At 37.2% G+C, this 26,026-nt stretch carries 28 protein-coding genes and 2 tRNA genes; 17 read left to right on the top strand and 13 right to left on the bottom strand.

Annotated features, from left to right (window positions below):
* Nucleotides 1–218 precede the first annotated feature (218 nt).
* The 4 genes from IEV57_RS03800 (at nt 219) to IEV57_RS03785 (ending at nt 3,472) form a co-directional block, all read left to right on the top strand.
* A complete protein-coding gene (locus IEV57_RS03800) occupies nt 219–1,166 on the top strand; it encodes an acetyl-CoA carboxylase carboxyltransferase subunit alpha (RefSeq protein ID WP_188439838.1) in 948 nt (315 codons plus the stop codon).
* A 110-nt stretch (nt 1,167–1,276) separates the two neighbouring features.
* Complete coding sequence (locus IEV57_RS03795; protein ID WP_188439836.1) at nt 1,277–2,122, top strand: MBL fold metallo-hydrolase; 846 nt, start codon at nt 1,277–1,279, stop codon at nt 2,120–2,122.
* On the top strand, nt 2,112–2,906 hold the full coding sequence (locus IEV57_RS03790) for a patatin-like phospholipase family protein (RefSeq protein ID WP_188439834.1): 795 nt from the start codon (nt 2,112–2,114) through the stop codon (nt 2,904–2,906). Before IEV57_RS03795 ends, IEV57_RS03790 begins: the two co-directional genes overlap by 11 nt.
* Nucleotides 2,907–2,911: 5 nt before the next feature.
* A complete protein-coding gene (locus tag IEV57_RS03785; protein ID WP_188439832.1) occupies nt 2,912–3,472 on the top strand; it encodes a 1-acyl-sn-glycerol-3-phosphate acyltransferase in 561 nt (186 codons plus the stop codon).
* A 29-nt stretch (nt 3,473–3,501) separates the two neighbouring features.
* Here the strand turns inward: IEV57_RS03785 and IEV57_RS03780 are convergent, their stop codons facing one another.
* Nucleotides 3,502–3,978, bottom strand: coding sequence for a hypothetical protein (locus IEV57_RS03780; protein ID WP_188440215.1), 477 nt, complete (start codon nt 3,976–3,978; stop codon nt 3,502–3,504).
* A gap of 60 nt (nt 3,979–4,038) precedes the next feature.
* On the opposite strand from IEV57_RS03780, the gene IEV57_RS03775 reads away from it, so the two are divergent.
* Nucleotides 4,039–4,908: a bile acid:sodium symporter family protein gene (locus IEV57_RS03775; RefSeq protein WP_188439830.1), complete on the top strand. Its 870-nt coding sequence runs from the start codon at nt 4,039–4,041 to the stop codon at nt 4,906–4,908.
* A 173-nt stretch (nt 4,909–5,081) separates the two neighbouring features.
* On the opposite strand, the gene IEV57_RS03770 is transcribed toward IEV57_RS03775, so the two are convergent.
* The 3 genes from IEV57_RS03770 to mnmA all read right to left on the bottom strand — a co-directional run bounded on the left by IEV57_RS03770 (nt 5,082) and on the right by mnmA (nt 8,657).
* A complete protein-coding gene (locus tag IEV57_RS03770) occupies nt 5,082–6,563 on the bottom strand; it encodes a M28 family peptidase (protein WP_188439827.1) in 1,482 nt (493 codons plus the stop codon).
* Nucleotides 6,564–6,742: 179 nt separating this feature from the next.
* The gene (locus IEV57_RS03765) at nt 6,743–7,441 is read right to left on the bottom strand and encodes a pseudouridine synthase (RefSeq protein WP_188439825.1); all 699 of its coding nucleotides are present in this window, start codon (nt 7,439–7,441) and stop codon (nt 6,743–6,745) included.
* Nucleotides 7,442–7,445: 4 nt separating this feature from the next.
* Complete coding sequence (gene mnmA, locus IEV57_RS03760) at nt 7,446–8,657, bottom strand: tRNA 2-thiouridine(34) synthase MnmA (RefSeq protein WP_188439823.1); 1,212 nt, start codon at nt 8,655–8,657, stop codon at nt 7,446–7,448.
* A gap of 218 nt (nt 8,658–8,875) precedes the next feature.
* Here mnmA and IEV57_RS03755 point away from each other — a divergent pair, with 218 nt between their 5' ends.
* Entirely contained in the window at nt 8,876–10,399 is a 1,524-nt protein-coding gene (locus IEV57_RS03755) for a DUF4394 domain-containing protein (RefSeq protein WP_188439821.1), read from the top strand.
* A 256-nt stretch (nt 10,400–10,655) separates the two neighbouring features.
* Here IEV57_RS03755 and IEV57_RS03750 read toward each other — a convergent pair.
* Nucleotides 10,656–10,729: transfer RNA gene (locus IEV57_RS03750), tRNA-Pro, on the bottom strand.
* 14 nt (nt 10,730–10,743) lie between these two features.
* A tRNA-Ser gene (locus IEV57_RS03745) sits at nt 10,744–10,832 on the bottom strand.
* Between the two features lie 771 nt (nt 10,833–11,603).
* Between IEV57_RS03745 and IEV57_RS03740 the strand changes: the two genes are divergently transcribed.
* The 8 genes from IEV57_RS03740 to fahA all read left to right on the top strand — a co-directional run bounded on the left by IEV57_RS03740 (nt 11,604) and on the right by fahA (nt 16,089).
* Nucleotides 11,604–11,882, top strand: a complete 279-nt coding sequence (locus IEV57_RS03740; RefSeq protein WP_188439819.1) for a hypothetical protein — start codon at nt 11,604–11,606, stop codon at nt 11,880–11,882.
* Between the two features lie 105 nt (nt 11,883–11,987).
* Nucleotides 11,988–12,509 (top strand): DUF7935 family protein, encoded by a 522-nt coding sequence (locus tag IEV57_RS03735; protein ID WP_188439817.1) that lies wholly within the window; start codon nt 11,988–11,990, stop codon nt 12,507–12,509.
* Between the two features lie 9 nt (nt 12,510–12,518).
* A complete protein-coding gene (locus IEV57_RS03730; RefSeq protein WP_188439815.1) occupies nt 12,519–12,950 on the top strand; it encodes a YkvA family protein in 432 nt (143 codons plus the stop codon).
* A gap of 18 nt (nt 12,951–12,968) precedes the next feature.
* Nucleotides 12,969–13,685: a Rossmann-fold NAD(P)-binding domain-containing protein gene (locus IEV57_RS03725; protein WP_188439813.1), complete on the top strand. Its 717-nt coding sequence runs from the start codon at nt 12,969–12,971 to the stop codon at nt 13,683–13,685.
* A 3-nt stretch (nt 13,686–13,688) separates the two neighbouring features.
* Entirely contained in the window at nt 13,689–14,141 is a 453-nt protein-coding gene (dtd, locus tag IEV57_RS03720; RefSeq protein ID WP_188439811.1) for a D-aminoacyl-tRNA deacylase, read from the top strand.
* An 18-nt stretch (nt 14,142–14,159) separates the two neighbouring features.
* Nucleotides 14,160–14,507, top strand: a complete 348-nt coding sequence (locus tag IEV57_RS03715) for a nucleotide pyrophosphohydrolase (RefSeq protein WP_188439809.1) — start codon at nt 14,160–14,162, stop codon at nt 14,505–14,507.
* Nucleotides 14,508–14,537: 30 nt separating this feature from the next.
* The gene (locus tag IEV57_RS03710) at nt 14,538–14,681 is read left to right on the top strand and encodes a DUF2256 domain-containing protein (protein ID WP_188439807.1); all 144 of its coding nucleotides are present in this window, start codon (nt 14,538–14,540) and stop codon (nt 14,679–14,681) included.
* Nucleotides 14,682–14,817: 136 nt separating this feature from the next.
* On the top strand, nt 14,818–16,089 hold the full coding sequence (fahA, locus tag IEV57_RS03705; RefSeq protein ID WP_188439805.1) for a fumarylacetoacetase: 1,272 nt from the start codon (nt 14,818–14,820) through the stop codon (nt 16,087–16,089).
* Nucleotides 16,090–16,144: 55 nt separating this feature from the next.
* Here fahA and IEV57_RS03700 read toward each other — a convergent pair whose 3' ends face one another.
* The 3 genes from IEV57_RS03700 to IEV57_RS03690 all read right to left on the bottom strand — a co-directional run bounded on the left by IEV57_RS03700 (nt 16,145) and on the right by IEV57_RS03690 (nt 18,317).
* Entirely contained in the window at nt 16,145–16,534 is a 390-nt protein-coding gene (locus IEV57_RS03700; RefSeq protein ID WP_188439803.1) for a DUF302 domain-containing protein, read from the bottom strand.
* A 79-nt stretch (nt 16,535–16,613) separates the two neighbouring features.
* A complete protein-coding gene (locus IEV57_RS03695; RefSeq protein ID WP_188439801.1) occupies nt 16,614–17,936 on the bottom strand; it encodes a DEAD/DEAH box helicase in 1,323 nt (440 codons plus the stop codon).
* 27 nt (nt 17,937–17,963) lie between these two features.
* Nucleotides 17,964–18,317, bottom strand: a complete 354-nt coding sequence (locus tag IEV57_RS03690; protein ID WP_188439799.1) for a septal ring lytic transglycosylase RlpA family protein — start codon at nt 18,315–18,317, stop codon at nt 17,964–17,966.
* Nucleotides 18,318–18,482: 165 nt separating this feature from the next.
* Here IEV57_RS03690 and IEV57_RS03685 point away from each other — a divergent pair, with 165 nt between their 5' ends.
* From IEV57_RS03685 to IEV57_RS03675, 3 genes are all read left to right on the top strand, one after another.
* Nucleotides 18,483–20,387 carry a beta-N-acetylhexosaminidase gene (locus IEV57_RS03685; RefSeq protein ID WP_229744216.1) on the top strand — a complete coding sequence of 635 codons (1,905 nt, stop codon included), beginning with the start codon at nt 18,483–18,485 and terminating at the stop codon, nt 20,385–20,387.
* 17 nt (nt 20,388–20,404) lie between these two features.
* Nucleotides 20,405–21,817, top strand: a complete 1,413-nt coding sequence (locus IEV57_RS03680; RefSeq protein WP_188439796.1) for a Gfo/Idh/MocA family protein — start codon at nt 20,405–20,407, stop codon at nt 21,815–21,817.
* A gap of 97 nt (nt 21,818–21,914) precedes the next feature.
* Nucleotides 21,915–22,634 (top strand): SDR family oxidoreductase, encoded by a 720-nt coding sequence (locus tag IEV57_RS03675; protein WP_188439794.1) that lies wholly within the window; start codon nt 21,915–21,917, stop codon nt 22,632–22,634.
* Nucleotides 22,635–22,831: 197 nt separating this feature from the next.
* Here the strand turns inward: IEV57_RS03675 and IEV57_RS03670 are convergent, their stop codons facing one another.
* From IEV57_RS03670 to IEV57_RS03655, 4 genes are all read right to left on the bottom strand, one after another.
* On the bottom strand, nt 22,832–23,638 hold the full coding sequence (locus tag IEV57_RS03670; protein ID WP_188439792.1) for a queuosine precursor transporter: 807 nt from the start codon (nt 23,636–23,638) through the stop codon (nt 22,832–22,834).
* A 24-nt stretch (nt 23,639–23,662) separates the two neighbouring features.
* On the bottom strand, nt 23,663–24,583 hold the full coding sequence (locus IEV57_RS03665; protein WP_188439790.1) for a ribonuclease Z: 921 nt from the start codon (nt 24,581–24,583) through the stop codon (nt 23,663–23,665).
* A gap of 2 nt (nt 24,584–24,585) precedes the next feature.
* The gene (locus IEV57_RS03660; protein ID WP_188439788.1) at nt 24,586–24,969 is read right to left on the bottom strand and encodes an STAS domain-containing protein; all 384 of its coding nucleotides are present in this window, start codon (nt 24,967–24,969) and stop codon (nt 24,586–24,588) included.
* 91 nt (nt 24,970–25,060) lie between these two features.
* Nucleotides 25,061–26,002: a phosphoribosylaminoimidazolesuccinocarboxamide synthase gene (locus IEV57_RS03655; RefSeq protein WP_188439786.1), complete on the bottom strand. Its 942-nt coding sequence runs from the start codon at nt 26,000–26,002 to the stop codon at nt 25,061–25,063.
* Between the last annotated feature and the right edge of the window lie 24 nt (nt 26,003–26,026).

Raw genomic sequence — 26,026 nt, 5'->3', positions numbered from 1 at the left:
AATATTCAAATAAAAAAAAACGCATCACTTGTGATATCCTTCTAATTTTCAAATAGATAATTTTAATAATTTGAATTTGATTGAATTCATTTCGGTTTTATTTGACTTTTATTATTTGATTATACCGTTTCATGTCTGTTTTTTTAAATCCCATCATGATAAAAAAGTTTCTATTAGAGAATATATTTTTATCTTTGTCTAAGTCAAAAACGCTTATTATGGTATTAGAATTCGAAAAACCAATTGCTGATTTGGAGCTTAAGTTACAAGAAATGAAAGACTTGGCTAAGGGGAAAAATATTGATTTAACCTCAGATATTCAGTCCTTGGAAGAAAAGATACAAGCTTTGAAAAGAGAGACATTCCAAAATTTGACTAGATGGCAGAGAGTTCAGCTATCTAGACATGCTGATCGCCCTTATGCGCTGGACTACATCTACGAAATGACCAACGATTTCATTGAGCTGCATGGAGACCGTTCAGTAAAAGATGATAAGGCCATGATTGGAGGTCTTGGAGATATTGACGGAAGGTCAGTGATGTTTATTGGTCAGCAAAAAGGTAGAAATACCAAGCAACGACAAGAGCGAAATTTTGGAATGGCAAATCCAGAGGGTTACCGTAAAGCGCTTCGCTTGATGAAGATGGCTGAAAAATTCGGAAAGCCGATCATTACTTTAATTGATACTCCTGGCGCCTTTCCAGGACTTGAAGCTGAGGAAAGAGGTCAAGGAGAAGCTATAGCTAGGAATCTCAAAGAGATGTTTATGCTGAAGGTGCCCGTGATTTGTATCATCATTGGTGAAGGTGCTTCTGGTGGTGCATTAGGAATCGCAATCGGTGATCGTGTGATGATGTTGGAGAATACTTGGTATTCTGTGATTTCACCTGAATCTTGCTCTTCAATACTTTGGAGAAGCTGGGATTACAAGGAACAGGCAGCAGAAGCACTCAAGTTAACAGCTATCGATATGAAGGCGAATGGTTTGATTGATGGAATCATCGAGGAACCACTTGGTGGTGCGCATAGAGATATGAAAAAAATGTCCAAAACGATTAAAGCCGCAATTTTGGATGCTTTGAAAGATCTTGATAAACTCAAGCCTGAGAAAAGAATCGATCAAAGAATCGATAAATTCTGCGCCATGGGCGTAGTGGTTGAATAGTTATAACTTAATATTTCCCGTGATTTGAAAAATGTAAACCATGTTATGGTTTGATTACTTCAATCACGGGATTTTTTTTGATTCAATTTCACATATCTAAAGTCAAGCTTATGAATTTGCATGTTGTCAATACGGGGTTTTTTAAATTAGATGGAGGAGCCATGTTTGGTGTTGTGCCTAAGTCATTGTGGACAAGGACCAATCCAGCAGATGAAAATAATCTCTGTACTTGGTCAATGAGATGCTTACTCGTGGAAGATAATGGTCGTTTGGTATTGATTGACAATGGAATAGGAGATAAGCAGGATGCTAAATTTTTCTCCCACTATTATCTGCATGGAAATGATTCTTTAAAATCATCTCTGCATAAAATAGGCCTTGAACCTAAGGATATCACAGATAATTTTCTCACCCACCTCCACTTTGATCATTGTGGTGGAGGGGTTTCTTACAAGAATGGCGATGAGAGTAAATACCAAATGGTCTTTGAAAATGCCAATTATTGGACGAATCAGGAACATTGGCAGTGGGCTACTATTCCAAATGAAAGGGAAAAAGCTTCATTTTTAAAAGAGAATATTCTTCCTATGCAGGAAAGTGGTCAATTGCAATTCTTAGATTTGAATGAAGGAAGGTTGTTTGAAGGTTTCGATTTCTTTACGGCTGATGGACATACAGATAAGCAAATGATTCCTAAGCTTCATTACAAGGGTAAGACCATAGTGTTTGCAGCTGATTTGCTTCCATCGGTTGGGCATATTCCTTTACCTTATGTAATGGGATATGATACTCGCCCACTACTTACGCTTGCAGAGAAAAAGAAATTCTTAGAAGAGGCTGCGGTCAATGAGTACATCATATTTTTGGAACATGATTCTGAAAACGAATGTTGTACTGTCAAAATGACGGATAAGGGTGTTCGTCTGGATCAAACATTTTCGCTAAATGAAATCTGATAAAAAAATAGGTATAGCATTTTCTGGTGGCGGTGTCAGAGGAATTTCACATCTTGGCGTGCTGAAAGCGCTCAATGAAAATAATATTTATCCAACTCAAGTGAGTGGAACTAGTGCTGGTGCCATCGTAGGTTCTATGTATTGCAGCGGTTATGATCCTGAGGAGATCATGGATATCATTGTTAAGACGAACTATTTTAAATTTATGCGTCCCGCAATCAGTTGGACGGGTTTTCTTAAAATGGATAGTGTTCTTGAACTTTACGAAAAGTACTTACCAAAAGATGATTTTTCATCTCTAAAGATACCGCTTATCGTCGCCGCTACAGACATTAAAAGAGGGAGAGTGGTATATTTCTCTGAGGGGAATTTAATCAAACCAATCATGGCTTCTTCTTGTATTCCAGGAATGTTTGATCCGATTGAGATTGGAGGAAATTTCTTTGTAGATGGTGGAGTATTAAATAATTTACCTGTAGAGCCACATGAAGGAGTCTGTGATGTTGTCATCGGAGTGAATTGTAACCATCTTCCTGAAGAACATAATATTAAGAATATTAAGAATTTGATTGAGCGGACTGTTATTATGTCTATGAATTATAATGTGTATAGCAGAAAAAATAAATGTGACTTTTTCATAGAACCAAAAGGGCTTGCAAGATATGGTGTGTTTGATATCAAAAAGGCAAAGGAAATTTTCGAAGCAGGCTATCAATCGACGCTTGAATACATAAACTCAAATCCAGAATTTAAAGAACTAGGTCAGGTTAAGGTCAAATTGTAAGAGATATGATGAAATTCTTATCAAAAATCGTGTTTTGGTTGACGGGCTGGAAGTTTGTTTCTGTTTGGCCAAAAGAGCTTAAAAAAGCTGTTCTGATTGCTGTTCCTCACACCAGTAATTGGGACTTGCTGTATGCCCGTGCTGCTTTTTATTTGATGGATGTGCCTGTCAAATTCACTATCAAAAAGGAAGTGATGGTAGGGCCTTTAGGTTGGCTAATAAAGTCTTTGGGAGGAATTGCGATCGATAGAAAAAGAGTCTCTGGAAAGCGAAAGCAAACCTATACAGAACTGATGGTTAACCTTCTGAAGGAAACAGATGAGCTCGTAATAATGGTTACGCCTGAAGGAACTAGAAGCTATGCGCCTAAATGGAAATCAGGTTTTTATCATATTGCCCTCGGAGCAAATGTTCCCATTGTAATAGGGTATCTAGATTATAAGAAGAAGGAAGCTGGTCTAGGGACTATTTTATATCCTGATGGAAATATGGACGAGCAAATTGAAGAATTAAAAGTTTTTGGTAGAACTGTTACTGCCAAATATCCTGATCAAGGAATTTTATGATCGGATTATTGGGGATTTATTTAGAGTACTTATAATACAAGGTTCTTACGTTTAGCTCTTTTCTCCATGAAGTAACCTGTCATAACTCCTATGGCAATACCTAATGGCAGCCATAGAACAAGATTTCCTGTAGCTGTCCCAATAGAAACACCAATGGAAACCATAAAGACAGGGGCGTAAATAGCTACCCACTGACCTTTCCTTTGTAGATTGTATTTTTTATTTAGTTCCCTCAAGAGTTCATTTTTTTGTTTCACATAACTCGTTCCATTTTGAGATGGACTTGGAAGATTCGCAACTACTTTCTCAAATCTCTCCATCCAAAAGTCTTGATCTTTTGCAGGTATGACCACTTCAAACTTTTCAGGAAGTCTTTTTAGAATATCAATTTCATATTGTTGTTTCAGCCTTCTTCTGTATCCTAATGATCTTTTGTCTATAGTTTGGCGGTATTCTTGGATTCTTTGCTCAAAATTATTCATGATCTCAATATTTTGCTTTTGCATTTCTTGTAGAAATTGATGAGTTTATGTCTCAATTTAAAATTCACCCAAAATATAGTAAAAATGCAGGATAGTATACTAACAGCAGTTTTTCTTCCACTAGCCTTAGCATTTATCATGTTAGGGATGGGCTTGTCCTTGAATGTTAAAGATTTCAAAAATATTATAGTTTTTCCAAAAGCAGTGTTTTTGGGATTGATAAACCAACTTTTGCTTTTACCAGTGATTGCATTTGTTTTAATTGCTCTTTTTGGACTTAGTGGAACTATGGCAGTAGGGATTATGATTGTAGCAGCCTGCCCAGGCGGTGCCACTTCTAATTTGATCACTCATCTTTCAAGGGGTGATACTGTATTGTCAATAAGTCTTACTGCGGTAACATCATTTATTACTGTTGTTACCATTCCATTGATTGTCAATTTTTCAATCTATTATTTTGGTGAGGAAGGAGCTGTTTCATTACCGGTAGGAGAGACGATCATACAGATCATGGGGGTGACGATTATTCCTGTATCTATTGGCATGTTTCTTAAAAAAAGATTTCCAAATCTTTCCCTCAAAGCAGATAAACCAGTTAGGATTGCCTCCTCTGTTTTTTTCGTTTTAATTATCGCAGCAGCAATTTTAAAAGAGAGAGCCTCCTTGGTTGAATTCTTTATGCTAGCTGGTCCAGTTACCTTGCTTTTGAATGTTTCGACACTTGTTCTAGGTTTTATGCTTGCCAAGTTATTTTTGTTACCAAAAAACCAACAATTAACCATCGCAATTGAGTCAGGTATTCAGAATGGTACTTTAGGGATTATGATTGCTGCGACTTTATTGAAAAATTCAGAAATGACCATTCCAATAGCCATTTATAGTTTGATTATGTTTCTTACCGCTTCGGTTATAATTTTGTTAGCAAACTCAAAAAGAAAAAAGGCGGGAATTTAATCCCGCCTTTTAAAATAATAGGTTTATTCGCTTTTACACCAGCAACCACTTAAAATAATCTAAATACTATATTTGAATTGCTGTCGACCGATAGCCGTCGACTGTTGACAATTATCCGCAAGATTATTTGTGAAAAAATCACATCCTGGTGTTGTTGCTGATAATAGTATTTTTCAATTCCCGTAAAGCGCTTTCGCTGCTTCTTCATATTTATCCCCAGCTTTCCATACTGGTTGTTCTGCAGTGTTAGCAATATATAAAGCCGATAGGATATAGGACTTCCAATATTTCACTGCATAGTCTAAGTCGAAATTGTCAACTTGATCTCCTGGTTGGTGATAATATTTATTGATCTCCTCATCAAATGCTCTAAAGCCTAGGCTGAAGGTAGGGGAAGGGATGCCTTTTCTAGCGAAATTCACATTGTCTGAGCGGTCGTATAATTCTTGTTCTGGTGATGGGTCAGCGATCGCTTCCAAGCCAAATTCCTGCGTAGCTTTCGCTATTAATGGATCAGCAGATGTTCTTCCCAAACCAATTACAGTGATGATAGACGTGTCATTGTAACCACCATTGTCAATATTGAAATTATAAATGATTTTGTCTAAAGGGATCAGTGGATTATCTGCAAAATAACGACTTCCTAAAAGTCCTTTTTCTTCTGCTGTCCAAGCACACAAAAGGATGGAACGTTTTGGTGGGTTTTCTGCAAAATAGCGTGCTGCATTCATAACAGCAACAGTTCCAACAGCATTGTCTCTTGCTCCATTGTAGATAGAGTCTCCATTGGCATCTGGTCTACCAACCCCCACATGATCATAGTGAGCAGATAGCATCACATATTGATCTTTCAAAAGAGGATCAGTTCCTTCAATAACTGCTACAACGTTTTTCCCAACAATGTCACGGTTAATCTTACCCACCACTTCAACTTTAGCAGATTTGATTTCACCTTTTCCAATAGCATTGATAGATTCATTTTTTGTATCACTCAACCAAATGTATGGAATACTGGCTTTTCCTCCGGTATTGTCAACTGTCAATTGGGTTCGATTGAGTGTTCTCGCTGCGAAATTCCAAGGAGAAGGTATGTTATACATCTCTATTAGGGCTACTGCGCCTTTTGATTGTGCTAAAGAAACTTTCTCTCTTCCCGCTGCAAATAGATCGCTAGGAGACAGTCGGTCAGGTGCACCCACATTGGTGATGACAATTTTCCCTTTTACATCTTTTCCTGCATAGTCGGCTTCCAATCCATAACCAAGAACAATCATTTCATAATTTCCATTGATAGATGGACCATCGAGGACCAGCAGATTGTCACCTTGCGTGAAAGTAGTCTTTCCTAAAACGACTTCACCTTTGGTAGGTGGAGCAGAAAGCCGGAAAGGAATATGCTGATAATATCCGTTTGCGCCGTCGATTTCTTTAGCACCATATTTCCAAAATTGCTCAGCGATATACCTTGCAGCAGCATCAATTTCAGGTCTTATGGGATCTCGTCCCATCAGTTCATCAGATGCTAGGTACCTGAAATGTGAAATAGATTCTCTTTCGTTGAAATTTGCTTCAATGGCTTCTTTAGAGCTTTGAGCGTTCAGACTAAGAGAACCTAAAAAAAGAAGTCCAATTAGTGATAAGTGGGTTTTTTTCATTTGATCTATAAATAAAATTTGTTCAATATATAAAGAATAATGAGGGAGGACAAAGGGTTTTAACCAGCTAACAAAAGATTGTCCATATTCGGATATATTTTTTTAACCGAACAATATAAATTGGATTATTAATTTAATTAAAATATACACGAATAGGAATAAATATTTCGTGTAATGTTCTATAAATCTAGATTAATATCAAGAAGAATCTTTTGAAAATAATCAGGAATAGGAGCAGAGATCACTACATTTTCATTATTGACAGGATGGATAAACTCCATTCCTGCAGCATGAAGTAACATATTGTTTAAATCAAATTTCTCTTTAAAAAATCTATTTTGCTTGTTTTCTCCGTGAGAACTATCTCCAATAATATAATGCCGGGCATGTGCAAGATGTCTCCTGATTTGATGCATCCTTCCAGTGTGCGGATAAGCTTTTAAGAGGGCATATCGACTAGTAGGGTATCTTGGAGTAGAGGCAAAAGGGATTTCTGTTTCTGACAATTTCCAGAACTCTGTTTTACAATCCTGCAGTGTACCATCCAAATCTTTCTTCAAAGGATGATCTATGATAAAATGATCTTCAGCAGGAATACCTCTAACTACTGTGAGATAGTATTTTTTGATATTGGTAGTTGCAAATTCAGGTTGTAACAAGGCTGCAGCTTCAGGCGATTTTGCAAATAGCAAAACCCCAGAAGTAGGCCTATCTATTCTATGTAATGGATAAACCCACTGCCCAATTTGATCACGTAGCAATTGCATCGCAAAAATTGGAATCTCGTCTTTCGCTAACTTGGTTTTGTGGACCAAAAGTCCCGCAGGTTTATTGATAGCGATATAATAATCGTCTTCAAAAAGAATCTCTAAAACCATAAAATCAAAATATAGTACCAGATCCGATACTTTCTTCCCCATGATACCAAGCCACAAACTGCCCTGAGGCAACACCTTTTTGAGGAGTATCGAAAATTACATATAGTCCATTTTCTTTCATCAATAAAGTAGCAGAACTCAATGGTTGCCTATATCGTATTCTTGCTTGATATTTTGCAGTTTCACCAATTTGAAGCCTTAAATCTTCCCTGATCCAATGGATATCTTCATGCTTGACAAAAAGTCCATTTCTCAATAATCCTGGATGATCCTCCCCAAGTCCTGTATAGATGACGTTCGAACTTGTATCCGTTGCGATCACAAACAAAGGTTTACCTGTGCCACCAACTTGTAAGCCTTTTCTTTGACCAACTGTGAAGTAATGGGCACCATTGTGTTCAGCGATTTTCTTTCCTTGGCTTACATCGTAAATTTCAGGCATACAAATCCCATCCAAAGTTTCTACATCCAAATCCTCAATAGACATTCCTGCTGGAATTTTCTTCTTATCATAGATGGAAAGCTCTTCTGAAACCACCATAATATCTCCTTTTTTGGGTTTGAGTTGTTGTTGAAGAAAATCGGGTAACCTGACTTTCCCAATAAAGCACAAGCCTTGACTGTCTTTTTTGTCAGCCGTTATCAAATCCTGTTCTTTGGCAATTTTTCTCACCTCTGATTTCTGAAGATGTCCGATTGGGAATAGCGCTTTAGCAAGCTGTTCTTGATTAAGTTGGCAAAGGAAATAGCTTTGATCCTTGTTTGGATCTGCTCCAGCCAGTAATTGAAACACTGGATTCCCATTGACTTCAATTTCACCTTTTTGACAATAGTGACCTGTTGCTACAAAATCAGCTTTAAGTTTCTGCGCTGCTTTTAGAAAAATATCAAATTTGATTTCCCTATTACAAAGAATGTCTGGGTTGGGAGTTCTGCCTGCTTTGTATTCAGCAAACATATAATCCACGATTCTTTCGCGGTATTCTTCGCTTAGATCGATGGCTTGAAAGGGAATTCCTAATTTTTCTGCCACGAGCATGGCATCTGTACTGTCCTCCATCCATGGACATTCATTGGAAATGGTCACTGATTCATCATGCCAGTTTTTCATAAACATTCCAATGACTTCATAACCTTGCTCTTTTAATAAAAATGCGGCTACGGAACTGTCTACTCCACCGGATAGACCGACAACAACTCTTTTTCTTTGATTCATCTGTATTAAATTTTCATGGATTCAAGGTCCATGAGGTTTAATGATACTTACAAACAAACCCAGTTGTTTGAAAGGTTCACAAAGTTACTAGAAATAAGATGAGTCATGACAAGCCATAGCGAAATGATATTTTTTTTTTTTAAAATTTAATAAATCTAAAATCCAGTTCTATATCACACTTCGTAAATGGAAATTATGTAAACAACAAATTAACTATTATGAAAAAGAACAATTGGATGAAAGGACTTAGAGTTTTTTCGATTTTAACCATCTCAGCAGCAATTTTCAGCTGCAATGAAGAAGACCCACTTCCTACAATGGATGTGCCCGGACAAGCGCCAGAAGTAGAGTTTACTGCCCTAGTTTCTGGAAATAGAATTGCAAAGTACGATGCAAGAGAATTGAATGCTTCAATGGAGGTCATGAGTATTACGGGCCTAAGCTCTGGTGATAATATTGTAAGCATTGATTATAGACCGGCCACGGGACAACTTTATGCACTTGGTTCTTCCAGCAGACTTTATATCATCAATGAAAATAATGGTGAAGCAACTGCTCTAGGTGAAACTTCATTTTCTCCTGCAATTAGTGGTGATAATGCTTCTATAGATTTTAATCCTACAGTGGATAGAATCAGGTTGGTAACAGCTTCTGGACAAAATTTAAGATTACATCCTGAGTTAGGGACAGTAGTGGCCACCGACGGAAATATCAATGGAGGAATGAACCCAATGATCGGTGCAGTAGCTTATACAAATAGTGTGGCAGGTGCGAGTACAACACAATTGTACGATATTGATTTTTCACAGAACAAACTATATCTGCAGAATCCACCCAATGATGGCGGGCTTGAAGAGGTTGGAGATTTGGGAATCGACTTTATGGGAACAGGTAATTTTGATATTATAGCCGACAACAGCATTGCTTTGGCAGTGACAAGGCATGAAAATGAATCCAAACTTTACACCATCAACCTATCCTCAGGTAGAGCGACATGGGTAGGGACTTTTAATATGCCAGTAATCGGGATTGCATTCAAAACCAATCCAGTGGCTTATGCAGCTTCTGAAGATAATATGCTTTATAGATTTGACCCTACTGATCCAGAAATGAATTCAGTTGCATTCCAAGGTTTAGTTACCGGAGAGGCAGTTGTTGGGCTCGATTTCAGACCTGCCAAGGGACAACTTTATGCAATTACAAATACAAGCAGGATTATGACCGTGAATACAGCTAATGGGCAGCTAACCGCAGTTGGGAATCCGTTAAATCCACTTTTATTGGGAACAAGCTTCGGATTTGACTTTAATCCAACTGTAGATAGGATTAGACTAGTAAGTAATTTAGGGCAAAACCTAAGATTACACCCGGATTTGGGAACTGTAGTTGCGATTGATGGGAATTTGAATCCAGGTTCTCCATTGGTCAATGGTGCTGCTTACACGAATAATGTTGCTAATGCCACTACAACTGTACTGTTTGTTTTAGATAGTCAAACCAATATGCTTTACAGACAAGATCCTCCAAATGATGGTGGTTTGGTAGCCATTGGGAATTTAGGAGTTGATTTTACTTCGGATAATGGATTTGATATTGGGGGAAATTCAAATATGGCATTCGCTTTACTAGAAGTAGCAGGATCAACCGGTGTATATACTATTAACTTGACTTCTGGAGCAGCTACAAAGGTTTCAGATTTTAATATCAATGCAACAGCAATGGCAGTTGGGTTAGGGTTCTAATTTTTCATTTCTATAAAATTTAAAAAAGACCAGTCGATTTTGGCTGGTCTTTTTTTTTTTCCTAAAACTTCAAAGTTATACTGTGAAATTATGGTCAAAACACATTCCTTAAAAATTGAGGAAGTGTAATTGATTGTTTTCTTCACTATGGGTCTTGGTTATCAGAAGAATCTCTAAAGATTTGGTAAGATAAAAAAAAGAGGGAGTGAAGTTTAAAAACAAAAAAGACTTCTTCAATAAAGAAGAAGTCTTAAAGTCGGGGTGGCAGGATTCGAACCTACGACCTCCTCGTCCCAAACGAGGCGCGATACCGGGCTACGCTACACCCCGATTATAGTATCTTGCAGAGAGTGGGGGATTCGAACCCCCGGTACGGAATTACCCGTACGACAGTTTAGCAAACTGCTGGTTTAAGCCACTCACCCAACTCTCTCTATTTTTTTGTCCGTACGACAGTTTATTCGCCGCGGCGAATGGTTTAAGCCACTCACCCAACTCTCTCTATTTTTTTGTCCGTACGACAGTTTATTCGCCGCGGCGAATGGTTTAAGCCACTCACCCAACTCTTTCTATCTTTTATCTGTCCGTATAACAGTTTGTTTGCTATGGCGACTGGTTTAAGCCATTCACCCAACTCACTATGCATTTACATGATTTTTATCTGTAAAGCGATGCAAATATAAAGCAATATTATTCACATTAGCAAAGGTGCCACGCGATAAAATCAGCTTAAAAAATCAGATTATTTGGGGTGAATTAGTAAATGTCTGTTTATCAATGATAAATTTTTAAAAATATTTTTCAATATCTCAAAATGTGATAAAATGTATCTTGTAGAATATGATTTACAAATTTTCATGTTTGATATTAGTTTTCTTAAAAATCAATTGGTAAAAATCGACAGAAATAGCACTTATCATTGTTGAAATATATTTTTAATTCTCTGGTTTTTAATTTGTTGTTTATATATTTGAATCTCTTTGAACCTAATTATTCAACAGGATTAGGTTCAACTTAATAAAAAAATACCCTGTTGTGGGTATTTTTTGAGGAGTCTAAGTTGAGTAATTTTGACTTCGAAGTATAGGGTGCATCATGAAGATTGAAATTCTATTTTATATTTTAGAAATAGCTTCAATGATGAAAATTGGAAAAAAATCGTAAAACAGAAATTCAAAAATTTGACTGAAACAATTTTACAATTATGGTAATTACATCACTACACGGTATTTTTTCTATCGTGATTAATGAAAAGAATCAAGATCAGCTACTCGTTCGCGCTAAGAAAAAAGGTGAACTGATGAGAATCTTTGATGAGAAAAGAATTTCCGAATGCCGGGTAGATGGGTTTGACTATTGCGTAAAAATGTGCAAACAGGAATTTGCTCATACGATCATCATGATGATCAAAGAAATTGACTATGCAGATTTTGACAAATTACTAGCTGAGGTAAATATTGCTTCTGATAGGGCATTTGCTTAACAAGTAAAATTAAATATACTTTGAGACCATGGATGTATTCATGGTCTTTTTTTATTTGTTATCGCCAATAATTTCAGATATTCACAGTTCAATCAAAATTTAATTATGGATTTCGTAGCCGACCTTTTAAAAATCGTATTACCAGCTGGCTTGGTGATTTATGGAATGTACCTCACTGTCGTTTCTTTTCTTAGTAAAGAACGGGAAAAGTTATTGATAGATCTCAAAACTCAAAACACACAAACTGTTCTCCCTATTCGACTTCAAGCTAGTGAAAGGCTATGTTTACTTTTAGAGAGAATCACCCCAAATAACCTTGTTAGAAGAGTTAATCAAGCCGAATTTTCTGCAAGGGATTTGCATACACAATTGCTGATGGAAGTGAGAGAAGAGTTTAATCACAATCTTTCTCAGCAAGTATATTTTTCGGATGAAACATGGGAGAGTGTCAAAAGAGCAGTGGAAAGTGTAGTGACATTAATCAATTCTTCATTTCAAGACATGAATGATGAAGCAAGAGGAATTGACTTGGCAAAAAGAATCTTCCAACGATCACTAGACCAAAAGAATGATGGCATTCAAATTGCCCTAACGGAAGTCAAGTCTGAAATCCGTATTTACTTCTAACATTACTATATGATTTCTTTTAAAGAAAAGTCTGTAAACTTCTACGAAAAAGCCAAGCTACTATATTTAGAAAAGGCAAAAGTGATCGCTGGTCAAGATAGTAAGTTGAAAGCATTACTTGAAAAGGCATCGCATAGGGTGAAATCGCTTAAGAACAATCCTAAATTGAATCAAGCAATTGAGCCAATTAAAATTTTTAAACGGATGATTTCAGCACATCGGTCTGGGAGCTACAAACTTTCTACAAAAACGCTGGGGCTGTTGGTTCTTGGTATTTTATACTTTGTAACTCCAATGGATATTATCCCTGATTTTCTTCCTCTGTTAGGATTTGCTGATGACGTATCTGTTTTAATAGCGATTTTTAATCTTTTGAAGAATGAAGTAGAAGACTTTTTGGCTTGGGAAAAATCACAAATAAACTTGAGTGAAAATAAGTAACTCTTTATCTAAAATCTTATGAAAAAAATAGCAATACTTTCTGGAACTTCCGGTTTAATTGGAATGCAATTGTTGCATCAATTGTTAAAAAATGTGTCTTATGATGTGATTATTTCTTTAGGAAGAAGAACGCTTGCCTTGAAGCATGAAAAATTGATCCAATTGAAAGTAGATTTTGATGATTTGAGAAATTTAGATTGGGAAGAGCAGCTTAGGACCGCAGATTTGGGTGGTATTTATTTCCCAATCGTCCAAGCGATAAAGGAATCGAAGGCTGAAATCCACATTTATTCTTCTATGGGCACGACTATAAAAGCTGCGGGTTCCAAAGAGAATTTTTATAAAGTTGATCATGATTTTGTAATTGAATTTGCCAAATGGGGCAAGGAACTTGGTGCGAACAAAATGCTTTATGTAAGTGCCCTTGGTGCTGATCCTCAATCTTCCGTATATTACAATAAAGTAAAAGGAGAAACAGAGGAAGATCTAAAAGCTCTTTCATTCGGCTATTTAGGTCTATTTCAGCCTTCATTACTTTTGGGCTCTCGATCAGAGTTTAGACTAGGTGAGGAAGTGGCTAAGATTTTTATGAAGCCTTTAAAATGGTTGAGAATTTTGAAAAAATACCAACCAATTCATGATTATGATGTCGCGAAAGCGATGATTTTTCATGCAAATGAACCAAAACAGGTAAAAGTAGAAGTAATACCATCTAAAGAAATGCAGGATTTTTAGCATATGATTGCAGTTATTCAAAGAGTATCCGAAGCCTCTGTTACCATAAATTCTGCCATTAAGGGAGAAATTGGAAAAGGTCTTATGATTCTTTTAGGTATTGAAGATGCCGATAATCAAGAGGACTTAGAATGGTTAACAAAAAAGATAATTAATTTAAGAATATTTCCAGACGAAAATGAAGTGATGAATAAAAGCCTTCTAGATGTCAATGGTGATATTCTTTTGATTTCTCAATTTACACTGCACGCTAGTACAAAAAAGGGTAATAGACCTTCTTACATTAAAGCTGCTAAACCTGATTTTGCTATTCCGATGTATGAGAAGTTTATTTTTGTTTTAGAAAAAGAATTCGGTAAATCTATACAAACCGGTGAGTTTGGTGCAGATATGAAAGTTGCCTTGGTCAATGATGGCCCTGTTACAATCATCATTGATAGTAAAAATAGAATTTAGTAAATTATTCAATGTAAGATGAAGACAGAAAGAGAAGAGATCACCCTTTCCCAAGCCCAAAAAGATGTTGATCATTGGATTAAGACAGTTGGAGTGAAGTATTTCGGGGAGTTGACCAACATGACCATATTGATGGAAGAAGTGGGTGAGTTGGCTAGAATCATGTCGAGGAAATATGGCGAACAATCTTTCAAGGAATCAGATAAAGGAAAAGACTTGGGTGATGAAATGGCTGATGTTCTTTGGGTTTTGATTTGCCTTGCCAACCAAACCGGAATTGATTTGACAGAAGCTTTAGAAAAGAATTTTCAAAAAAAGAATATTCGGGATAAGGATAGACATATAAATAACGATAAACTGAAGTAAACCCTTTGCTTAGTTTGGAGTTCTTTGTGCATGAAAAAGGAACATTTGCCAAGTAAAATATGCATTGTTTGTAATCGTCCATTTACTTGGAGAAAAAAGTGGGAGAAAAATTGGGATGAAGTCAAATACTGTTCGAAAAGATGTCAAGGAAATCGGGGTAAAAAGTCCGATTAGATCAATATCACCAAAATCAAGTAAATAAAGCCAAACTGAATTATATCCTTATTTGGGTTATTTCGGCGAATGTTGCTTTCATTTTTTAACTTGTGGTATTAAATCTTAACTTTGCGCGAGAAACAAATTTTTGATAATGATTCATCAGAATAGTAATCCCCTAGTAAGTTGGGTTCCAGTACCTAAAAACTCAGATTTCACCATTTACAACCTTCCTTTTGGTATTTTTGAAACTAAAAGAATTTCTGCTCGTGCAGGGATTGCGATAGGAGATAAGATTGTTGATCTTTCAGTGCTGCATGATGAAGGGTTTTTCTCGGACATTACTCAGCTTCCCAATGATATTTTCCTCAGAGATTCTTTGAATGATTTCATTGCTTTGGGCAAACCAGTAACGAAGAAGGTTAGAGAGCGTGTTCAAGAGCTTTTGAATGATGAAAAAGAGGATCTGAAAGTTCACCAATGTAGAGGTAAAGCGATGGTGAATAGAAAGGAAGCAATCATGCTTCTGCCTGTTAAAATTGGAGATTATACAGACTTTTACAGCAGTAAAGAGCATGCTACTAATGTAGGAACCATGTTCAGAGATCCAGACAATGCACTTTTGCCTAATTGGAAACACCTTCCAGTGGGTTATCATGGAAGAGCTTCATCAATCATTCCATCAGGTGTGCCAATTAAAAGACCAAAAGGCCAATTTAAAGACGCCAATATGGATACGCCGGAATTTGGACCGAGTAGAAGGTTGGATTTTGAATTGGAATTGGCTTTTATTACAGGGAAGGCCACAAAAATGGGTGATTCTATCAGTACTGCTGATGCGGAAGATTTTATTTTCGGCTTTGTCCTTTTCAATGACTGGTCAGCGAGAGACATTCAGGCTTGGGAATATGTGCCTTTGGGGCCGTTCTTAGGAAAAAATTTCGCCTCAAGTATTTCTCCCTGGATTGTGACTTTGGAAGCTTTAGATGCTTTTAGAGTAGCAGGTCCAAAACAAGAACCAGAAGTATTGCCTTATTTGCAATGCGAAAAGGACCATGGATTTGATATTAACTTAGAAGCATATATTCAGCCAGAAGGTAAAAACTCAAGTAAAGTATGTACTTCGAATTATAAGTACATGTACTGGAATATTGCCCAGCAGCTAGCACACCACACTGTAAATGGATGTAATATCAATGTAGGTGATATGTATGCCTCCGGGACCATTTCAGGACCTACTGAAGATAGCTATGGTTCTATGCTTGAACTGGCTTGGAAAGGCACCAAACCGTTGAAGCTAGAGGATGGAGAAGAGCGTAAGTTTATCGAAGATGGAGATACAGTCATCATGAAAGGATACTGTGAAAAAGAAGGTATTCGAATTGGATTTGGTGAAGTAAGCGCAAAAGTTCTTCCTGCTACCTAAACATAAAAAAATATAGTTAAAAAATAGCCCGATGAATTTCATCGGGCTATTTTTTTTAGAGTTTACTAAGCATCCTCGTTAGCATTTCTCCGACTTCACTAGCCAATGGTTCTATATTTTCGTTTTCTACAGCGGACATTGCTGCTGCAGGATCCATGGCGGATACTTCGTATTGTTTTGAGCCTGTTTCCCTGATGATCACATTACAGGGGAGTAAGACACCAATGTGTGGTTCGGCTTGAAGTACTTTATCAGCGAAAATAGGATTGCAAGCACCCAAGATTAAATAGGGTGGATAAGCCTTGTCTAGCTTTTTCTTCATTGTTGCCTGAATGTCTATTTCAGTCAGTATGCCGAATCCTTCTTCTTTCAGTGCCGCTTCAACTTGCGTTCTGACTTCATTGATATGCTCAGCTTTTACAGTTTTTGAATTGTAGTAGGTCATAGTTTTTTGGTTTAATGAATTTACTAAAGCTACCTATAATTCAGTTGGAATCCTGTGAGGAAGGTTACATAAGCCTTTGTTAATTAGCTAAGGCAACCTTTACTTTGATCTTTTTCAATTTTTCCTGATGAACTCTCCTGAGTACTTTTTCTGCAAGATTTCTCTTGACAGCTACATAGGCTGAAAAGTCTAGGATACTGATAACTCCAATGTCAGCACCTTCAAGTCCACCTTTTTTGGTCAAAAGCCCAACAATGTCACCTTTGCTGATTTTATCTTTTTTACCGGCACTGATGTATAAACATTCGTATTCAGGTAGCTCAGGGCTGACAAAGTTCTGCGATGGGTAGATTTCTTCTACATCTTTATCGATGTATTCTGGAAGCATCTCATCGTTAGCTAAAATCAAATACCCTTGACCTTCAGCATGCATCCTTGCGGTCCGGCCATTTCTATGTGTAAAAGCTTCTACTTTTGGAGGAAGTTGATAGTGGACTACATGTTTGATTTCCGGAATATCTAGACCCCTGGAAGCCAAGTCTGTTGCTATGAGTAAATTATGTGCTCCAGATCTGAATTTAATTAGATTTTTTTCCCTGTCGATTTGTTCCATGCCACCATGCAAAATGCCATGTGGGAAGTCAAAGTCTGTTAAGAGTGTACTAATTCTATCCACAGCATCTCTGTGATTACAGAAAACTATACAAGCCTCGTTGTTAAATTCAGCAACTAAGCGCATCAATGTTTCGGCTTTTTCGATACTTGGAGTATTGACAAGTTTCAATTCAAGTTTGGAATCTTTCTCGTCTTGAAGGAAATTCACTGTCTCGGGTTCGCTAAAGGGAATAAACTCAGGAAGTCTATCCATCTTCGTTGCGGAAGTCAAAAAGTATTTTTGCTCGCTTGTCAATGGTCTTAGGATATTTCTGATTTGGTCATGAAAACCTAATTGCAAGGACTTATCAAACTCGTCTAGAATAACAACTTGGATTGATTTCGGATCAAAAGATTCTTTTTCAATGTGATCCTTGAGTCTTCCAGGTGTGCCGATTACCACTGCAGGACCTTCTCCAAGACTATTTTGTTCGATTTTCATGGCATGCCCCCCATAGCAAGTACTTACTTTAAAAGGAGTCTTCATACTTTTGAAAACTTGCTCGATTTGTATTGCCAATTCTCTTGAAGGAACGATAATCAAAGCCTGTACGGCTCGCAAATCTGCTTGGAGGATTTCTAAAAGTGGAAAAAGATAGGCTAATGTTTTACCTGAACCAGTTGGAGCAAGCAACATAAGGTTTTGATGATGCTTGGCTTTTTCAATGAAGTCAATTTGCATTTCATTGAGAGCATCTATTTGTAGATGATTGAGTATTTCTTTGGTCGCTTCCGTGTCATTTATCATGCTGCAAAGATAATCAATCCATCTGCATTATTTTTTGTATTTGATTTTTACATGTACTACGCCATCATCAATCATATCAATTCTCCGGGCAGCTTTCTTTGAGAGGTCTATAATTCTACCTCCTACAAAGGGACCTCTGTCGTTGATGCGAACTTTTACTGCTTTGCCATTATTCTGATTAATCACTTTTACTTTTGTTCCATAGGGTAGCGTTTTATGCGCTGCGGTTAGTTTATATTTCCTGTATTTCTCTCCATTTGCAGTAGTTCTACCCTGAAATTTGTCATGATAATAAGAAGCTTGACCAGTTTGGGTGATTTTTGAAGCGCATGAAAGAAAAAGAAATAAACAAAGCAGGATATAGACAAAAGATTTGATCATGAGATTTTATGAATTTAAAACAATAAAAATACCGAATAAAATTTAAAGGCCTTCGATTGTTGAATATGAAGCATTATTATTTTTGATTTCAAATGATTTTGATAGTTTTATAAGTGTTTTATATTAACAAATAAATAAACCCAAATAGTATTCACATAATAATTTATGAAATTCACTCATTTTAGATTGATCATGATGACTTTTGTTATCATGATATTCAAACATGCTCAAGGCCAAAATAACAAAGAAATCTCCGTGATTCCTTTGCCTTTGGAAGCGAAAAGAACAGAAGGTTATTTCACTTTGTCAGCTGAAAGCAGGATTTATATTGATGCACAATCGTCCATAGAATCAGTGAATCTTTTTAATAACTTTTTAAAAAAGCGTTATAAAATCGATGCATTAAATTTGGATCAGTTGTCATCAGAAGCAAGTGTTTGGGTTATGCTTGATTCTGAATCTGAACCTGAAGCCTATCAATTGCATGTTGATCAGGCGAAGATTGAAATCAATGGAGGTGAAGCAGGGATTTTTTATGCTTTTCAGACGCTCTTACAGTTGATCGAAGAAAAGGAAGGGCGATTGCAAATCCCTGCAATTGCTATCAAGGATAAGCCTGAGTTTGCATATCGAGGGTTGATGATTGATGTTAGTAGGCATTTCAGAACACTCAATGAAATGAAGGAGATTGTCGATTTGATGGCGCACTTCAAGTTGAATAGACTTCATTGGCACCTGACAGATGATCAAGGGTGGAGACTGGAAATCAAAAAATATCCAAAACTCATAGAAATAGCTGCTTGGAGAGATGCTACTATCATTGGTCAGTATGGGAATTTCAAACCTTTTATCTATGATGGAAAAAAGCATGGAGGTTATTACACGCAAGAGCAAGCAAAAGAACTCGTTCGCTATGCTGCAGAGAGAAAGATAACGATCATTCCTGAAATAGAATTACCTGGGCATAGCTCGGCTGTTCTAGCTGCCTATCCTGAATATGGTAGTTATAAAATGAAAAATGGGATTCCTGCGCAAGGAATGAATGTTATAAAAAAAGAAAACAGCACTCCGTACAACAATGAAATCAGCACAAGTGTACCCGGTTTTTGGGGTGTACACTACAATATTTTCGGTCCAAAAGAAGAGACCTTTCAATTTTTGGAGGATGTATTGACAGAAGTAATGGAAATTTTCCCTAGTGACTATATTCATATCGGAGGTGATGAAGTCCCAAAGGATCAATGGATTACATCTGAGATTGCGCAAGAGGTGATCAGGAAAAACAAACTTAAAGACGAACATGAACTTCAAAGTTATTTTATCAAGCGAATCGAAACTTTTTTGAATAAAAATAGCAGAAATCTTATAGGTTGGGATGAAATTCTTGAAGGAGGATTGGCACCCAATGCTACAGTGATGAGTTGGAGGGGAGAAGCAGGAGGAATAGCAGCCGCGAAGATGGGACATGATGTTATCATGACGCCAAATAGCCACATGTATATTGATCATGGACAAGGGAAGCAGGCTGATGAACCTTTGTTTATTTGTTGCTACTTGCCATTGGAAAAGGTTTATAGCTATCATCCGAGACCTACTGATCTGACTTTAGAGCAGCAAAAACATGTTCTTGGTGTGCAGGCAAATATGTGGACAGAGTATGTGCTTTCATTTGCAAAAATGCAATATATGATTTTCCCTAGATTACTTGCTTTAGCTGAAGTGGCTTGGATGCCAAAGGAGAAAAAGGATTACGATTCTTTTTTCACCTCTAGACTCCCTCACAGACTTGCTGAGTTGGAGTATCAGGATGTAAATTTCAGAATTCCAGAAGCGAAAATAGAGATCACGGAAAGAGAAGGACGTAAATCAATTCAAATGACATCAAGTGTAGCTGGAAGTAAAATTTACTACACCTATGATGGACATAAAGCAGACAGAACGGCCCAATTGTATCAAGGTGAATTCTTGATGCCAACTCCAAGAGAAGACCAAGGTCCCTTGACTTTGAAATATATCATTGTCACTCCTGGAAACAGAGAAAGTGAGATGTATAGTATGGTTGTAGAGTAAAAATAATCCACAAAATAATGAAAAATAATAGAAGAGATTTCATCAAGTTATCAGGATTAGCTGGTCTGGGTCTAATAGGTTCTGGATTTTCAAGTTTTAGGACTATCGAAGACTTTGAAAAGATTCCTGAACTGGTGAAATATAGACACAATCAAAATTTCAATATGTCTGGCTATGCCGCACCCAAATTAGATCAGGTTAGAGTGGGTGTCATTGGCTTGGGTATGCGTGGCCCTGGCGCTGTAAGTAGATTGAGTAAAATCCAAAATGTGGAAATTAAGGCGCTTTGTGACTTAATTCCAGAAAGAGTCGAAAAAGTGGCAGCTTTACTAAAAGGGACGATACACCAACCTGAAAAATATAGTGGCTCTGCTTATTCTTGGAAAAAGATGATCGATCGAGAGGATTTGGACTTGATATACATTGCTACGCCATGGGATTGGCACACACCAATGGCTGTATATGCGATGGAGTCAGACAAACATGCAGCTGTAGAAGTTCCTGCTGCACGCACATTAGATGAATGTTGGCAGCTAGTACAAACATCAGAAAAGACCAAAAAGCACTGCATGATGCTTGAAAATTGTTGTTATGATTTTTTTGAATTAATGACTTTAAATATGGCTCGGGAAGGTTTCTTTGGGGAAATTATACATGGTGAAGGAGCTTATATCCATGATTTACTTGATTTGAATTTTGCTAAGGACGGATACCAGGATATGTGGAGACTGAAAGAGAATTTTCGTGATGGGAACTTATATCCAACACACGGATTGGGTCCAATAGCTCAGATTATGGATATAAATAGAGGTGATCAAATGGATTACTTGACTTCTTTATCTTCCAATGATTATCATATGAGAGAGCGAGCAAATGAATTAGCAGAAAATGATAATTTCTTCGCTGGTTTTGCGGAGAAGAAGTTTGGGGGAAATATGAATTCCACCATGATCAAAACTAAAAATGGCAAATCCATGCTTATTCAGCATGATGTGAGTTCGCCGAGGCCGTATTCTCGGCTGCATGCTGTATCGGGTACAAAAGCCTTTGCTCAGAAATATCCAAGTCAAAAAGTGTCCAAAGGCCATTCATGGATGAATGAGGACGAACTGAAACTTTTACAGGAAAGTTACACACCTCAAATTGTAAAGAAAGTAGGTGAACTTGCCAAACAAATTGGCGGACATGGCGGAATGGATTTTATGATGGAATGGAGGCTTATAGACTGCCTCAGAAATGGTTTAGCCTTGGATCAAGATGTGTATGATGCGGCATTATGGTCGGCCGTTGCCCCATTGAGTGAGTGGTCTGTTTCTAATAGATCAAACTCTATCGATGTCCCAGATTTTACTGGCGGATCATGGAAATCAAATAAACCTGTAGATCTCACTTTAGATGGAGTAGGAAATACAAAGGTAGTAATAGGATAGGCATAAAGTAAACTTTTTTTCTTGTTACTAGGTTGAACAAATACAAGAAGCCTGTCGGATCGATGGGCTTCCTTCTTTTTAATCAAAACAAAAAAACATGCAAAACTTAACCAACAAAACAGCATTAATCACTGGAGGAAGTAAAGGAATAGGATACGGTATCGCTGCGGCCTTATTGGCTGAGGGGATGAAAGTAGCTATTACAAGTAGATCGCAAGAGGCAGCTGACAAAGCAGTCGCCGAACTCAAAAAAATCGGAAAAGGAGAGGTAATTGGTATCGCTGCTGATGTGCGTAAGTTTGACTCACAAAAGGAAGCTGTAGACCAAGTGATGACCAAGTGGGGTCAATTAGATTTGGTTGTGGCAAATGCAGGCATTGGTCACTTTGCTTCCATTGAAGACATGACTGTCGAACAATGGCATGAAACCATTGATACCAACCTTACTGGCGTTTTTTACAGTATCAAGGCCGGATTAGAAGGTTTGAAGCAGTCCAAAGGATTCTTTATTTCCATCTCAAGTTTGGCGGGAACCAATTTCTTTGCCAATGGATCAGCCTACAATGCAAGTAAGTTTGGAGTAACTGGATTTTCTCAAGCGGCTATGCTTGATGTAAGAAAGTATGGCATTCGTGTAACGACCATCATGCCAGGATCAGTTGCTACTTATTTCAATGACCATCAGCCGAATGATAAAGATGGTTGGAAAATTCAAATTGAAGACTTGGGACAAATGGTAGTTGACTTGATGAAAATGAATTCAAGAACACTTCCAAGTAAAATTGAAGTAAGACCTACAATGCCGCCGAGTGCTTAAAATAGACACGAGATCTACCTGACGGTAGGCAAGTTTGAGAATCAAGACCTAAGACGCAAGAATCCTAGATTTTTGCGTCTTATTTTTTTGTTGACGTGTCAGGTGAAAAGTACTGATGAATTTTTGTGTAGTCGTTGAATAGATAATTTGTAAAATCTACTGGATTTTGTTCTTTCTAGAAAATATCCTTGCCACAATTATAAAAACGAAGTGTCCTCCATTGCTTCCTCAGTCAATTTTTCAGCAATATCTTTTCCCAAATACCTATCTATCCAATGGTGTCCTAGATATAAAAGAGGCGTAAGTAATACAGCAACACCAAATTTGTAGATGTAATTGATGATGCCTACAGAGACTACTTGTGCCCAGCTCCAGTTTCCGAAAATATAGAAGGCTATTCCCAAGACAACAAATGAATCGATAAATTGTGAAACTAATGTAGAACCAGTAGCTCTCAGCCAGATCATCTTTGAACCTGTGATTTTTCGGAGTTTTTGAAAAACATATACGTCTATTAATTGCCCTAAGAGAAAAGCAATTAATGAACCGATTATGATTCCTAACCCTTGTCTAAAAATGGTATTGAATGCATAATCGATGTCAAAAGCATTGCCATTGGGATCGGGCGTATTCACGTCAAGCCAAAAAGGAGCTGGATGAAGTTGTGTAACAATAGTGATAATGACAAAAATATAAGCGATAAAGAAGGCGGTTAAAAAACTGATTTTACGGACTCCTTTTTTACCAAAGTATTCGTTGATAATATCTGTTGTGATAAATACGATAGGCCAAATTACTGCCCCTGCTGTTAGGTTAAAATCTAAAATATAATCCCCAAAAAACCTCCAACCTACGGGTTGAAAACCTAGTGTCAATTCTCCTGAGAAAATTTTCACACCAATAATTTCTGCTAGGATTGCATTGGTTAAAAATATTCCACAAAGAATTATAAAGAGGTTGGTTTTTTTGGTTTGAAAATTTCTTTCTTTGATCTCAATTTCCATAAAGTGATTCTTGCTTGATTTATACTATTCAATAGAGTAGGTGAGGCCTTCTTCACTCAGAAAACTGTTCTCGAAATTAGTTTTAGCTTGTTCTAGGAGAGGATCTAAATCCACGTATCGCGTAGAAAAATGACCGAGTAAGAGTTTTTTTGCTCCTATTTTTCTTGCAATATCAGCTGCTTGCTTTGCTGTACTATGAAAAGTCTCTTTTGCTCTCAAAGCTTCATCATCTCCAAAAGTTGATTCATGGTAAATGGTACTTACACCTTGGATGTTTGCAACTAAATCTACTGGATCGTAGATCGTATCAGAGCAAAAAGCATAGGAGCGAAGTGGCTTTGGTGGTAGCGTGAAATCTTTTACCAAGTAAGTTATTCCTTCCGTTTCATTTACAAAGTCAATTCCTTTCCGCAATGTATTGATGGCTTCCACACTGATTTTATGTTCTAAAAGCATCTCCTTGTTCATCCTCAGTAAACCTGGTTTTTCTTGAATCAAAAAACCCGTACAAGGCAAGCGATGTTTAAGCGGGATTGAAAAAACTTTAAAGTTTTTTTCTTCCAAAATCAATTCTTTTTCCGAAGGATTGGTTTGGACAAATCTAAGAGGAAAATTGAGTCTTGTATTGCTGTGTTTGAGTTGGGTAGTGATGATTTCGTCTAATCCTTGAGGGCCGAATATAGTTAGGAGTCTAGTTCTTTTGTGTAAGTGAAAAGTAGAAATCATTCCCATCAGCCCAAAATAGTGGTCACCATGAAGGTGGCTGATGAATATATTTTCTATTCGACTGTATTTAAGTTTAAATCTGCGCAATTGTATTTGTGTACCTTCCCCACAGTCTATCAACATGGAGGTAAGGCCAACATTAACCAATTGCGCAGTTTGATTTCTGCCATGAGCTGGAATCGCTGAATTGGATCCTAATATGGTGACTTCAAATTCCAAAATTACCCTTCTTCCCCTTCTTCGGAGTCTCCATTTTCAATCTCGTGCATGAAGATTGCTTCTGCAGCCTCTTCGAGTGTCTCTACGATGTTGAAAACCTTATCAAGCATAGATATTTTGATCAATTTGATCACATGCTCTTGCACTCCAGAAATAACAAAAATCCCACCTTCACGGCTAAATTCCCTATTACCAACCAAAAGTGCACTCAATCCACTTGAATCCACATACTTTACTTGGCTCATGTCAATTACAAGATTTTGATAACCTTCTGCATGAACTGTCAAAAGTTCTGACTTCAACTTTGGAGAAAGCGCTGAATCCAATTTCTCTTCAAGTGGTGTAAATACCACATATTGCTCTTTTTTATCTACTGTGTATTTCATGTTTTTTTTGATATGAGACGCTAGACAAGAGATTTGAGACTTGGCATTTACGAAGCCTTGAGTCTATAATCATTCATCTTGTGTCTTTGCTTTAATTATTGATTGATTTTAAAACTGCTTCCTCAATTCTTTTTTCTAAGTTCATTGTGTCTGCTTTAACGAATTTTTCTCCAGTGATTTTTTCGAAAAGCTCAATATACCTTTCTGAAATTTCTTCTACAAAAGAATTGGGCATGATTGGTACATTTTGACCGTCTTTTCCTTGAAATCCTTGTCCAATTAACCATTGTCTCACAAACTCTTTGGATAATTGTTTTTGGGAATTCCCAGCTCTTTGATTGGCTTCGTAGCCTTCGGCATAAAAATACCTAGAGGAATCAGGCGTGTGAATTTCGTCAATCAGGTAAATTTCACCTTCATATTTCCCAAATTCATATTTGGTATCAACCAAAATCAAACCCATCTCGGCTGCCATTTCAGTTCCTCTCTGAAACAAAGCATGTGTATACTGCTCTAATGTTTCATAATCTTCAGCACTAACGATTCCCTTGTTGAGAATTTCTTCCTTTGAAATATCTTCATCATGTCCTTCATCCGCTTTGGTTGTAGGAGTGATGATCGGCTGTGGTAGTTTGTCATTTTCCCTCAAACCGTCGGGTAAAGCAACACCACAAACTGAGCGCTTGTCAGCAGCATATTCTCTAGCTGCATGACCTGCAAGGTAGCCTCTGATAACCATTTCAACCTTGAAAGGTTCGCAGCGCTTACCTATGGTGACATTAGGATCGGGCGTTGAGGTAACCCAATTTGGCACGATGTCACTAGTAGCTTTCAGAAATTTTGCTGCAATTTGATTCAAAACCTGACCTTTGTACGGAATAGGTTTGGGCAATACTACGTCGAAAGCAGAAATTCGATCTGTAGCCACAACGGCAATAGTCTGGTCAAAAATATAAACATCTCTGACTTTACCCTTGTAAAAACCCTTCTGATTTGGAAATTGAAAATTAGTTTCTTTAATAGCGCTATTCATGATGAAAATCTTTGGACAAAAATA

Source organism: Belliella aquatica, assembly GCF_014637795.1.
Classification (GTDB): Bacteria; Bacteroidota; Bacteroidia; order Cytophagales; family Cyclobacteriaceae; genus Belliella; species Belliella aquatica.
The sequence above is the reverse complement of the archived record's forward strand: the minus strand, read 5'-3'. Positions and strand labels throughout refer to the sequence as shown.

Bases quoted from the DNA above. Each gene is read 5' to 3' on its own strand.
- IEV57_RS03730 (WP_188439815.1), top strand. From the start codon at position 12,519: ATGATTTCTTTTAAAGAAAAGTCTGTAAACTTCTACGAAAAAGCCAAG.
- IEV57_RS03755 (WP_188439821.1), top strand. From the start codon at position 8,876: ATGAAAAAGAACAATTGGATGAAAGGACTTAGAGTTTTTTCGATTTTA.
- IEV57_RS03710 (WP_188439807.1), top strand. From the start codon at position 14,538: ATGAAAAAGGAACATTTGCCAAGTAAAATATGCATTGTTTGTAATCGT.
- IEV57_RS03790 (WP_188439834.1), top strand. From the start codon at position 2,112: ATGAAATCTGATAAAAAAATAGGTATAGCATTTTCTGGTGGCGGTGTC.
- fahA (WP_188439805.1), top strand. From the start codon at position 14,818: ATGATTCATCAGAATAGTAATCCCCTAGTAAGTTGGGTTCCAGTACCT.
- IEV57_RS03660 (WP_188439788.1), bottom strand. From the start codon at position 24,969: ATGAAATACACAGTAGATAAAAAAGAGCAATATGTGGTATTTACACCA.
- IEV57_RS03715 (WP_188439809.1), top strand. From the start codon at position 14,160: ATGAAGACAGAAAGAGAAGAGATCACCCTTTCCCAAGCCCAAAAAGAT.
- IEV57_RS03670 (WP_188439792.1), bottom strand. From the start codon at position 23,638: ATGGAAATTGAGATCAAAGAAAGAAATTTTCAAACCAAAAAAACCAAC.
- IEV57_RS03770 (WP_188439827.1), bottom strand. From the start codon at position 6,563: ATGAAAAAAACCCACTTATCACTAATTGGACTTCTTTTTTTAGGTTCT.
- IEV57_RS03795 (WP_188439836.1), top strand. From the start codon at position 1,277: ATGAATTTGCATGTTGTCAATACGGGGTTTTTTAAATTAGATGGAGGA.
- mnmA (WP_188439823.1), bottom strand. From the start codon at position 8,657: ATGAATCAAAGAAAAAGAGTTGTTGTCGGTCTATCCGGTGGAGTAGAC.
- IEV57_RS03780 (WP_188440215.1), bottom strand. From the start codon at position 3,978: ATGCAAAAGCAAAATATTGAGATCATGAATAATTTTGAGCAAAGAATC.
- IEV57_RS03700 (WP_188439803.1), bottom strand. From the start codon at position 16,534: ATGACCTACTACAATTCAAAAACTGTAAAAGCTGAGCATATCAATGAA.
- IEV57_RS03655 (WP_188439786.1), bottom strand. From the start codon at position 26,002: ATGAATAGCGCTATTAAAGAAACTAATTTTCAATTTCCAAATCAGAAG.
- IEV57_RS03800 (WP_188439838.1), top strand. From the start codon at position 219: ATGGTATTAGAATTCGAAAAACCAATTGCTGATTTGGAGCTTAAGTTA.
- IEV57_RS03785 (WP_188439832.1), top strand. From the start codon at position 2,912: ATGATGAAATTCTTATCAAAAATCGTGTTTTGGTTGACGGGCTGGAAG.
- dtd (WP_188439811.1), top strand. From the start codon at position 13,689: ATGATTGCAGTTATTCAAAGAGTATCCGAAGCCTCTGTTACCATAAAT.
- IEV57_RS03735 (WP_188439817.1), top strand. From the start codon at position 11,988: ATGGATTTCGTAGCCGACCTTTTAAAAATCGTATTACCAGCTGGCTTG.
- IEV57_RS03690 (WP_188439799.1), bottom strand. From the start codon at position 18,317: ATGATCAAATCTTTTGTCTATATCCTGCTTTGTTTATTTCTTTTTCTT.
- IEV57_RS03725 (WP_188439813.1), top strand. From the start codon at position 12,969: ATGAAAAAAATAGCAATACTTTCTGGAACTTCCGGTTTAATTGGAATG.
- IEV57_RS03680 (WP_188439796.1), top strand. From the start codon at position 20,405: ATGAAAAATAATAGAAGAGATTTCATCAAGTTATCAGGATTAGCTGGT.
- IEV57_RS03695 (WP_188439801.1), bottom strand. From the start codon at position 17,936: ATGATAAATGACACGGAAGCGACCAAAGAAATACTCAATCATCTACAA.
- IEV57_RS03775 (WP_188439830.1), top strand. From the start codon at position 4,039: ATGCAGGATAGTATACTAACAGCAGTTTTTCTTCCACTAGCCTTAGCA.
- IEV57_RS03685 (WP_229744216.1), top strand. From the start codon at position 18,483: ATGAAATTCACTCATTTTAGATTGATCATGATGACTTTTGTTATCATG.
- IEV57_RS03765 (WP_188439825.1), bottom strand. From the start codon at position 7,441: ATGGTTTTAGAGATTCTTTTTGAAGACGATTATTATATCGCTATCAAT.
- IEV57_RS03675 (WP_188439794.1), top strand. From the start codon at position 21,915: ATGCAAAACTTAACCAACAAAACAGCATTAATCACTGGAGGAAGTAAA.
- IEV57_RS03740 (WP_188439819.1), top strand. From the start codon at position 11,604: ATGGTAATTACATCACTACACGGTATTTTTTCTATCGTGATTAATGAA.